Source organism: Streptomyces sp. ADMS, from assembly GCF_033441795.1.
In the GTDB taxonomy this organism is placed as follows: Bacteria; Actinomycetota; Actinomycetes; order Streptomycetales; family Streptomycetaceae; genus Streptomyces.
The window spans coordinates 19408-29306 of record NZ_JAVFVX010000096.1 but is presented as its reverse complement, the minus strand read 5'-3'; the positions used below and the strand labels follow the sequence as shown (position 1 = coordinate 29306).

Annotated in this window: 9 protein-coding genes; 1 reads left to right on the top strand and 8 read right to left on the bottom strand. The window is 70.3% G+C overall.

The window, feature by feature from the left end; all coding sequences use genetic code 11:
• Nucleotides 1–109: 109 nt before the first annotated feature.
• The 5 genes from RB628_RS30975 to RB628_RS30955 form a co-directional block, all read right to left on the bottom strand.
• Nucleotides 110–514 carry an organic hydroperoxide resistance protein gene (locus RB628_RS30975; protein ID WP_318323902.1) on the bottom strand — a complete coding sequence of 135 codons (405 nt, stop codon included), beginning with the start codon at nucleotides 512–514 and terminating at the stop codon, nucleotides 110–112.
• Between the two features lie 210 nt (nucleotides 515–724).
• Nucleotides 725–1231, bottom strand: a complete 507-nt coding sequence (locus RB628_RS30970; protein WP_318323900.1) for a MarR family transcriptional regulator — start codon at nucleotides 1229–1231, stop codon at nucleotides 725–727.
• 25 nt (nucleotides 1232–1256) lie between these two features.
• On the bottom strand, nucleotides 1257–2051 hold the full coding sequence (locus tag RB628_RS30965; RefSeq protein ID WP_318323899.1) for an ABC transporter ATP-binding protein: 795 nt from the start codon (nucleotides 2049–2051) through the stop codon (nucleotides 1257–1259).
• Nucleotides 2039–2800, bottom strand: coding sequence for a cobalt ECF transporter T component CbiQ (gene cbiQ / locus RB628_RS30960; protein ID WP_318323898.1), 762 nt, complete (start codon nucleotides 2798–2800; stop codon nucleotides 2039–2041). The genes RB628_RS30965 and cbiQ overlap by 13 nt, the downstream gene beginning before the upstream one ends.
• A 1-nt stretch (nucleotide 2801) precedes the next feature.
• Nucleotides 2802–3872, bottom strand: coding sequence for an energy-coupling factor ABC transporter permease (locus tag RB628_RS30955; protein ID WP_318323897.1), 1071 nt, complete (start codon nucleotides 3870–3872; stop codon nucleotides 2802–2804).
• A gap of 167 nt (nucleotides 3873–4039) precedes the next feature.
• Between RB628_RS30955 and RB628_RS30950 the strand changes: the two genes are divergently transcribed.
• The gene (locus tag RB628_RS30950) at nucleotides 4040–4387 is read left to right on the top strand and encodes an SsgA family sporulation/cell division regulator (protein ID WP_318323896.1); all 348 of its coding nucleotides are present in this window, start codon (nucleotides 4040–4042) and stop codon (nucleotides 4385–4387) included.
• A gap of 233 nt (nucleotides 4388–4620) precedes the next feature.
• On the opposite strand, the gene RB628_RS30945 is transcribed toward RB628_RS30950, so the two are convergent.
• From RB628_RS30945 to RB628_RS30935, 3 genes are all read right to left on the bottom strand, one after another.
• Nucleotides 4621–6309 carry a penicillin-binding transpeptidase domain-containing protein gene (locus RB628_RS30945; protein ID WP_318323895.1) on the bottom strand — a complete coding sequence of 563 codons (1689 nt, stop codon included), beginning with the start codon at nucleotides 6307–6309 and terminating at the stop codon, nucleotides 4621–4623.
• A 96-nt stretch (nucleotides 6310–6405) separates the two neighbouring features.
• Nucleotides 6406–8037, bottom strand: a complete 1632-nt coding sequence (locus tag RB628_RS30940) for a penicillin-binding transpeptidase domain-containing protein (protein ID WP_318323894.1) — start codon at nucleotides 8035–8037, stop codon at nucleotides 6406–6408.
• Between the two features lie 102 nt (nucleotides 8038–8139).
• A complete protein-coding gene (locus RB628_RS30935; RefSeq protein WP_318323893.1) occupies nucleotides 8140–9882 on the bottom strand; it encodes a dolichyl-phosphate-mannose--protein mannosyltransferase in 1743 nt (580 codons plus the stop codon).
• Nucleotides 9883–9899: the final 17 nt, after the last annotated feature.

Below are 9899 nucleotides of genomic sequence, written 5' to 3'. Positions count from 1 at the left end.
TGGAGTGATCCGCTTCTGAGCGGCAAGCGAGCTGCGCGGCCCGCCTTGTCCTTTTACCAACGGAGTCTCCCAGGCCGAGGATTCCTCAGCCCGGGATGATCCCGGAGGATCAGCCCAGGATGATCGTCACATCGATGTTGTCGCGGGTGGCGTTCGAGTACGGGCAGACCACGTGTGCCGCGTCCACCAGCTTGGACGCGATGTCCTGGTCAAGGACGGGCAGCGAGACGCTCAGGGCGACCGCGAGGCCGTAGCCGCGCTGCTTGTTGGGGCCGATGCCGACCTTCGCGGCGACCGTGGAGCCGGTCAGGTCGTAGCCCTCGCGGCGGCCGACCAGGACCAGCGCGTTGTGGAAGCAGGAGCTGTAGCCGGCCGCGAACAGCTGCTCCGGGTTGGTGCCGTTGCCGTCGCCGCCCAGCTGTGGCGGCATCGCCACCTTCAGGGCGATCTGGCCGTCCTGGCTGGTGACGTCGCCGTCCCGGCCGCCGTGGGCGGTGGCCTCGGCGACGTACATGATCTTCGTCGGACGGGTGTCCGGACGGGTCTCGGCAGGGGCCTCGGTGGGGACCTCGACGTCGATACCGGCGTCAGTCACGGCAGAACCTCCCCCAGAACGGACAACAGGAACATGTGTGGATACTGCGAATACCGCAACTACATCGTGCACAAGGTACCGGCTGGTAGGGATGTATCCACTACCCGGGGGTGGAAACCGTGGGTAACCTCAGGTCAGCGGCTGACCCCAGTTCGAACGCGCCCGGTCGGCCGCCCCCTGTGCCCGCTCCGCCAGCTTCCACAGCTCGCCCCGCAACCGCGCGACCTCGCCCCCGTCCAGCTCCGTCGCCGCGAGCAGCGCACCCGGTACGCGCGCCGCGCGCTCCCGGAGTTCCGCGCCCTGCCCGGTGACGCGGACGGACACCGACCGCTCGTCCAGCACCGACCGTTCCCGGCGGACGAGACCCGCCGCCTCCAGTCGCTTGAGCAGCGGCGAGACCGTGCCGTAGTCGAGGCACAGGGCAGAGCCCAGCTCCTTCACGGTCACCTCGCCGCGCTCCCACAGGACCAGCAGCACGAGGTACTGCGGGTAGGTGAGCCCCAGCTCCTCCAGGAGCGGGCGGTAGGCGGCGGTCACCGCGCGCTGGGCCGCGTACAGCGCGAAGCACAACTGGTCGTCGAGGCGCGGCGACCCGGGATCGTGTGTGTCGTCGTGCGCGTCCTCTTGTTCGATCACGCGCCCATTGTCCACACGCCCGCCGTCATGTGGTGCGGGCGGTGGAGACGGAGCGCGGATCGAACCCGTAGGGCAGTTCCAGGCGGTGGGCGCGCATCAGGGCGTCGTCGGCGAGGAGGTCGCCGGTGCCTCCGTCGGCGGCGATGACGCCCTCGCTGAGGATCAGCGCACGCGGGCACAGCTCCAGGGCGTACGGCAGGTCATGCGTGACCATGAGGACCGTGACGTCCAACGACCGCAGGATGTCGGCCAGTTCGCGGCGCGAGGCGGGGTCGAGGTTGGACGACGGTTCGTCCAGGACGAGGATCTCGGGCTCCATGGCGAGCACCGTCGCCACCGCCACCCGGCGCCGCTGCCCGAAGGAGAGATGGTGCGGCGGCCGGTCCGCGAAGTCCGCCATACCGACCAGGTCGAGGGCGGTACGGACGCGCCGCTCCAGTTCCTCGCCCTTCATGCCCGCGGCGGCGGGCCCGAACGCGACGTCCTCGCGGACGCTCGGCATGAAGAGCTGGTCGTCGGGGTCCTGGAAGACGATCCCGACCTTGCGTCGGATTTCGGCCATGTGCCGCTCGCCGACGGGCATCCCGGCCACGGTGACGGTCCCCGCGCCCGCGGTGAGGATGCCGTTGAGGTGCAGCACGAGGGTCGTCTTGCCGGCCCCGTTGGGCCCGAGCAGCGCCACCCGCTCACCGCGCCCGACGGAGAAGTCGACGCCGAAGAGGGCCTGGTGGCCGTCGGGGTAGGCGTAGGCGAGCCCGGAGACGTCCAGGGAAGCGGGAACGGCGGCGGGCACAGTCGGAGAGGTTGTCACAGGGACCATCCCAGCAGACAGACGACGAGCGCGGCGACGGGCGGGGCGAAGGCGTACGACCACTGCGCCCGGGACGCGGTCACCTCGTCGATGACGGGCATGGACCCGGTGTATCCCCGGCTGATCATGGCCAGATGTACGCGCTCGCCCCGCTCGTACGACCGGATGAACAGCGCCCCGGCGGACTTCGCCAGCACCCCCCAGTGCCGCACCCCGCGCGCCTCGAACCCCCGGGACTCCCGGGCGATCCGCATCCGCCGCATCTCGTCGGCGATGACGTCGCCGTACCGGATCATGAAGGAGGCGATCTGCACGAGCAGCGGCGGGAGCCTGAGACGCTGCAGCCCGAGGAGGAGTTCGCGCAGTTCGGTGGTGGAGGCGAGGAGTACGGAGGTGGCGACGCCGAGGGTGCCCTTGGCGAGCACGTTCCAGGCGCCCCAGAGTCCGTTGACGCTGAGCGACATCCCCAGCACCTCCACCCGCTCGCCCTGTGCCACGAAGGGCATGAGCACGGCGAAGGCGACGAACGGGACTTCGATCAGCAGGCGCTTGAGCAGGAAGACGGCGGGCACCTGGGCGGCGCGGGCCACGGCCGCCAGCAGTACGGCGTACGCGGCGAAGGCCCACACCGCCTCCCGGGGCGTGGAGACGACCACGATCACGAAGGCGAAGGCGGCGGCGAGCTTGGTGTGCGGCGGCAGCGCGTGCACGGGGGAGTAGGCGTGCCGGTAGAGCCGGTGGGCGTGCCCGGCGCCCATGTCAGACGCTCGCGCTCGGGGTGGTGACGGAGGCCGCGGTGACGTCCTCGTCGGTACGGCGCCTGCGCACCGCCCAGAAGACGCCGGTCCCGGCGACGACCGTGAGGCCGACGCCGATCACGCCGGCGAGGCCGCCCGAGAGCCGGCCGTCGGTGATGCCCTCGACGCCGTAGTCGGCGAGCGGGGAGTCGGCGGCGGTGTGTTCCTCGGCCTTGGCGTCGAAGCCCTTGTCGGCGGCGACCTTCTCCAGGCCGTCGGGGCTGGCGGAGGCGTAGAAGCTGACGACGCCGGCGAGGACGAGGGAGGCGGCGAGGCCGGTGAGCCAGACGGTGCGGGTGCGGCGGGAGCGGGCGGGGGCGGGCTCCGGCTCGGGATCGGGCGCCGCGTCCACCAGTTCGCCGCCGACCCGCAGCCGGAGCTTCTGTCGCAGACCCCGGGCGCCGTGGACGAGATCCGGCCGTACGGCGATGACGGCACCGACCGTGAACGCGGTGATCGCGGCCTCACCGAGCCCGATCAGGACGTGCACGCCGACCATGGCGGTGAGGACGCGCCCGATCGGTACGTCCGTCGTGCCGCCGACCGCGTAGACGAGCGTGAAGGCGAAGGCGGCGGCGGGCACGGAGAGCGCGGCGGCGACGAAGGCGGAGAACGTGACGGAGCGGCGCTTCCTGGGCAGCACCTTCACCAGCCCGCGGAAGACGGCGTAGCCGACGACGGTTGTCACGACGGCCATGACCGTGATGTTCACGCCGAGCGCGGTGAGGCCGCCGTCCGCGAAGAGGATGCCCTGCATGAGCAGCACGACGGAGACGCAGAGGACCCCTGTGTAGGGGCCCACGAGTATCGCGGCGAGGGCGCCGCCGAGCAGATGTCCGCTGGTCCCGGCGGCGACCGGGAAGTTCAGCATCTGCACGGCGAAGATGAACGCGGCAACCAGACCGGCGAGCGGCGCGATCCGCTCGTCCAGCTCGCGCCGGGCGCCGCGCAGGCTCACGGCGACGGCGCCGGCGGCGACGACTCCGGCCGCTACGGAGACGGGGGCGTTGATGAATCCATCGGGCACATGCACCGTTCGATGATAGTGGCTTGTTGCGAACGTCTTGCAAGAGCGATGCATCACTAATTGGTGAGCGGGGGCTCGAAGTGGTCGGGGCGCAAATGGGGTGATTGTGCGACATTGGAGAGGAAGCGGATTCGTAGCTTCTGCACAGGTCACGCAGCGTAAGGGGCCGTCCGATGTCCGCAGTCGAGCAGTACGCGCGAGCCCATATCGTCACGGACACCCAGGACGACGACCGCGACGCCGTCCCCGTGGTCCTGCGCTACGACCCGGAGGCGGATCCGCGCGCGGTCCGCATCGGCCTGCCCGGCCGGCACGAGTGGACGTTCTCGCGGTCTCTGCTGGAGGAGGGGTTGCGGGCGCCGGTGGGGTCGGGGGAGGTGCGGGTGTGGCCGTGCGGGCGGGTGCAGGCGGTGGTCGAGTTCCACTCGGCGGGGAGTGTGTCGGTGGTCCAGTTCGAGACGAAGGCGCTGATGAGGTTCTTGCGGCGGACGTACATGGCGGGGGCGCGGGTCACCAGCTGACGCCGGGTGTCTCGTCCCCGCGGCCCCAACCTGTCCCATCCCCTGGGGGCTGTGCCCCCGGACCCCTGCTACGGCCCTGAACGGGCCTTTCCGCAAACTCCCCCAGAGGGGGTACCCCCAGACGGGCTGGACGGCCTGTCCTGGGCTGGACAGAAGCGGCAGACGGACGGGTGGGAAACGCGGCCTGGGCTGCGACTGCCTCGGCTGTGAACGCCGGACCAGATGACCCGCCCCTACGCCCCCGCCCTGAGCAGCGCCGCCACGATCGGCCCCGCCGTACTCCCCCCGTGCCCACCCCGCACCACCACACCCGCCCCGGCCAGATCTCCCCGGTACGCCGTGAACCACCCGTTCGGCTGCTCCTGGTTGTCGACTTCCGCCGTCCCCGTCTTCGCCCCGTAATCCGGGCCCAGTCCGGCCATCGCCTCCGCCGCCGTCCCGTATGCCGCCGTGTACTGCATCAGGTCCCGCAGCTGCGACAGCGTCGACGCCGACATCGTCCGCGACGCGGTCGCCAACGTACGGCCGTCCACCTCGGGTGACACCAGGTACGGCTGCCGGAACACCCCCGACTCCACCGTCGCCGCCACCGACGCCATGTTCAGCGGGTTCATCCGCACCCCGCCCTGTCCGATCAGCGACGCCGCCATCGGCGCCTGCGACTGCACCGGCACCGACCCGTCGAAGGTCGGGACGCCGATCGCCCAGTTGTCCATGCCGAGGCCGAACACCTGCTGCACCTGCTTGGTCAGGCTGTCGTTGTCGAGTTCCTTCGCCTGGCTGATGAACGCCGTGTTGCAGGACCGCGCGAAGCTCGCCTTGAACGTGCCGCCCTTGATCTCGAACTCGTCGTCGTTCTGGAACTTCCAGCCGCCGTAGGTGAAGTACTTGGGGCACGGGTGCGCCTTGTCCGCCGACGCCAGCTCCTTCTCGATCAGCAGCGACGACGTGAGGACCTTCATCGTCGAGCCCGGCGCGAGCGCCCCCTGGAACGCCGTGTTGAAACCGTGCGACTGGTTCGCCACCGCCAGGATCTCGCCCGTCGACGGACGGATCAGCACCACCGACGCCCTCGCCTTCTTCGCGACCTGCGCCTCCGCCGCCGCCTGCAGACTCGGGCTCAGCGTCGTCCTCACGGTGCCGGGCGTGCCCTTGCTCAGCTCCAGCAGCGTCTTGTCGGCCGACTTGGCCGCCTTGGACGCCGTACCGCGCACGACGCGCAGCTCGATGCCCGCCTTGCCGCCGGCCTTCTCGCCGTACTTCTCCCTGAGGCTGTCCAGGACTGTGCCCAGCGACGGGTACTTCGCGAGCGTCAGCTCACCGCCGTCCCGGTCGACGGCCTTGACCGGCGGGGTGCCGGCCTGCCCGGTGAGCAGTTTGTCGCCGTCGGCGAGGTCGGGGTGGATCACCGACGCGTGCCAGTCGACCAGCGGCTTCCCGTCGGACGTACGACGGACCACGGTCAGGGCGCTCTCGTACGCCAGCGGCTTGCTCGTACCGCCGTACGTGACCGTGCCCTTGACCGTGAAGGGGACCTTGGCGCCCGTCGCCGCGCCGGGTGTGATCGTCACACCGGTGATGTGGGCATCCTTGGTGTAGCCGGTGAGGAGCTTCGTGGCGGCCGTCGTGGTGTCGTTCGTCGCTGCCGTCGCCTGGGCGACCTCGCCGGTCTGCCAGGCCGTCAGGAACTGGGTGGCGACCGCCTTGACCTGGGCAGCCGGGACCGGGCCGGTCGGCACCGACGACTTCTGGTCGGCCCTGGTGGCCGTCGAGGAGCCGTCCTCGGCCGCCGCTCCGCCGCCGTACAGCGCGTAGACGCCGAAACCGGCGCCGCCGACGACCACGGCGATCATCCCGCCGATTACCGCGGGCCTGGTCTTCCGTGCACTCCGTCGCTCGGCGACGCGCCTTCTCTTGCCCACAGCTCCCGATCCTCCGCGGTATCCCCGGGGTCCCCGTTGCCCTCATTCACCTCAACGACACCGACCACCCTAGAGTCCCGTCCTGTGCGGGTGAGTTCAGCCGCCTGCCCGTAGCACGGCTGCGACAATCGGACCGGCCGCGTCGCCGCCGTGACCGCCCTCCTGTGTCATGGCCGCCGCCGCGATGTCACCCCGGAACCCGGTGAACCAGCTGTTGGACTTCGCCTGCCCGTCCACCTCGGCGGACCCCGTCTTCGCCCCGATGTCCCCGCTGAGCCCGGCCATGGCCTGTGCCCCCGTGCCCTGCGTCGCCGTCATCCGCATCATCTCCTTGAGCTGCGCGGATGTGCTCGACGGCAGACCCTTCGCCGTCGCCAGCTCACGCTTGTCCAGGTCCGGCGATACCAGGTAGGGCTGCCGGAACTCACCCGTGATCGCCGTCGCGGTCACCGACGCCATGTTCAGCGGGCTCATCTGGACCTGGCCCTGCCCGATCGCGTTGGCCGCGCGGTCCGGGCCGGGGGACGCGGGGACGCTGCCGTCGAAGGAGACGATCCCGGTCTTCCAGTTGTCCTGCCCGAGCCCGAACCGCTCCTGGGCCTCGGTCGTCAGCGACTCGTCCGTGAGCGGGTTCGCCTCGGTGCCGTCGATGAGCTTGATGAAACCGGTGTTGCAGGAACGCAGGAAGTCGTTGGCGAGGGTCGCGCCCTCGTTGGGTTCCATGCCCGTGAGGTTGGTGAAGGTCTGGCTCTTCCAGACCGCGCTCGGCGGGCAGGGCGCCGGGCCGTTCATCGACGTCACGCCGTTGTCGATCAGCATCGCCGCCGTGACGATCTTCATCGTGGAGCCCGGCGCCAACGTGCCCTCGAAGGCCGCGTTGAACTGGTCCGCGCGGTGGTTGGCGACCGCCAGCACCTCACCCGTGCTCGGCTGTACGGCGACCACGGACGACTCGGAGAACTTCAGCACCGCCTTCTCGGCGGCGGCCTGCGCGCTCGTGCTGAGCGTCGTCGGCAGCTTGCCCGGGGTGCCCTCGGAGAGGGTCAGCAGCGAGGTGTCGGCGATGTTGGTGTCGGCGTGCCGGACCACCAGCTCGATGCCCGGCGTACCGCCCGCCTTGTCGCCGTAGCGCGCCCGCAGGGTGTCCAGGATCGGCCCGAGCGACGGGTACTTCTCCTTCGTCAGGACCTTGCCGTCACGGTCCACGGCCTCGATCGGCGGGCTCGCGGCCTCCCCGGTGACCAGCCTGTCGCCGGGGGCGGCGAGACGGGGATGGACGACCGACGGCTTCCAGTCGACCAGCGCCCGCCCGGTCGTCGTACCCCGGACGATCGTCAGGCTGCTGCTGTAGGCGAGCGGCTCGCTCTTGCCCTCGAAGGACACCGTGGCCTTCACCGAGAAGGGCACGGTCGCGCCGGTGGCCGTCCCGGGGGTGATCTTCACGCCCGTGATGTGCGCCATCGCGCTGTAGTCGCCGAGCAGCGTGGCCGCCGGTACGGCGTTGTCGGTGAGGTCGGCGGCGGCCTGCGGCTGCCCCTTCTCCCAGGCCGCGAAGAACTTCTCGCTCGCCTCCGAGATCTCGTCCTCCGACGGCGGCCCGGTCTTCACGCTCTCCGTCCCGCTGTCCCCGCTGAGCGCGGACACGATGTTGAACGCGCCGTACCCGGCGCCTCCCACCATCACCGTGAACACGGTCCCGACGACGGCGGCCTTTGCTCCCTTGCGCATGTGAGTGCCCCTCCCCGTTTGGCCATTGCACTGTAAGTGGCCTGAGGGGTCGCTGTGGGGAGTGTTTCCGTCTCTCGTCACAACTCTTGTCCGAAGAGTGATCTAGACCCAGGTGTCCAGCCACATCCGCGACCGCCACGAATCGATGGGAATCGGCGTCCCGGTGTACAGGGGCCAGAAGTAGATGAAGTTCCAGACGATCAGCAGCACCAGCACACCCGCGCCCGCCGCCCCCGCGACCCGGCGGCGTTCGCTCGACCCCGGTGGGCCGACGATCGCGCCGATCATCATCGCCACGGCCAGGCACAGGAAGGGCAGGAAGACGATCGCGTAGAAGAAGAAGATCGTGCGCTCCTGGTACATGAACCAGGGGAGATAGCCCGCCGCGATGCCGCAGGCGATCGCGCCCGCACGCCAGTCGCGTTTGAACAGCCAGCGCCACAGGACGTACAGGACCGCGAAGCAGGCCGCCCACCAGAGCAGGGGCGTGCCGAGGGCCAGAACCTCGCGGGCGCACTGCTCGCCCGCGTCGGCGGGGCAGCCGTCCTTGCCGGGGGAGGGCGACTCGTAGAAGAACGAGACCGGGCGGCCCAGGACGAGCCAACTCCACGGGTTCGACTGGTAGTTGTGCGGGGAGTGGAGGCCCACGTGGAACTCGTACACCGCGTGTTCGTAGTGCCAGAGGCTGCGCCACCAGTCCGGGAACAGCCACGACCAGCTGCTGCCCTTGCCCTCCGTCGCCGCCCAGTTGCGGTAGTAGCCGCCGGTGCCGTCCGACGGGGAGAGGATCCAGGCCGTCCAGGAGACGATGTACGTGAGGACGGCGACCGGGACCGTCGCCAGGAACGCCCAGCCCAGGTCGCGCTTGAGGACCGCCACGTACGGGTGGCGGGCGCCCGCGACCTTGCGGGAGCCGACGTCCCACAGCACCGCCATCACACAGAACGCGGCCAGGATGTAGAGGCCGTTCCACTTGGTCCCGATGGCCAGGCCCAGCATCAGGCCCGCGAGCCAGCGCCAGGGGCGGACGCCGAATCGGGTCGTCTCGCCGACGTGCGCGTCCGGTCGTACGACACCGTCCGCGTCCGGTGGGAGCGCCGCCGCCAGCCGTTCGCGGGCCTTGTCGCGGTCGATGACCAGACAGCCGAACGCGGCGAGGACGAAGAACTGGAGGACGCCGTCGAGCAGCGAGGTGCGGCTCATCACGAAGGCCAGGCCGTCCACCGCCAGCAGCGCGCCCGCCAGGCAGCCCAGGAAGGTGGAGCGGAAGAGGCGGCGGCCGACACGGCACAGGATCAGGACCGACAGCGTGCCCAGCAGCGCCGTCATGAAGCGCCAGCCGAACGGATTGAACCCGAACATCCATTCGCCGAGCCCGATGACGTACTTCCCGACGGGCGGATGCACGACATAGGCCGGGTCGGACGGGACGGGGACGTTCCCGTCGGTCCTCAGGATCAGGTCGTTGACGTTCTTGTCCCAGTTGACCTCGAAGCCGCGGTGGATGAGACCCCACGCGTCCTTCGCGTAGTACGTCTCGTCGAACATCACCCGCTTCGGATTGCCCAGGTCCCAGAAGCGCAGCAGGCCCGCGAGCAGCGTCACCAGGAGCGGACCGCCCCAGCCCGACCAGCGCGTGATCCGGTCGGTGAGCGTCGGCGGCAGCCCGAGCGTCGCCCACAACCGGGGACTCGGCTCGGTGTACGGCGGCACCAGCCGGTCCCGGACATCACTTCTCGGCTTCGCCGTGTATCCGTAGCGGCGCAGCCGCTGCTGCCACGACGGCCGCTGCTCTGGCGAGGGTGAGCTATGCCGGGTGTCCGTGGAGGGCGCGGTACTGGTCACCGCGCCATCGTAGGGAA

Bases quoted from the DNA above. Each gene is read 5' to 3' on its own strand.
- RB628_RS30975 (WP_318323902.1), bottom strand. From the start codon at position 514: ATGTACGTCGCCGAGGCCACCGCCCACGGCGGCCGGGACGGCGACGTC.
- RB628_RS30965 (WP_318323899.1), bottom strand. From the start codon at position 2,051: ATGGTCCCTGTGACAACCTCTCCGACTGTGCCCGCCGCCGTTCCCGCT.
- cbiQ (WP_318323898.1), bottom strand. From the start codon at position 2,800: ATGGGCGCCGGGCACGCCCACCGGCTCTACCGGCACGCCTACTCCCCC.
- RB628_RS30950 (WP_318323896.1), top strand. From the start codon at position 4,040: ATGTCCGCAGTCGAGCAGTACGCGCGAGCCCATATCGTCACGGACACC.
- RB628_RS30940 (WP_318323894.1), bottom strand. From the start codon at position 8,037: ATGCGCAAGGGAGCAAAGGCCGCCGTCGTCGGGACCGTGTTCACGGTG.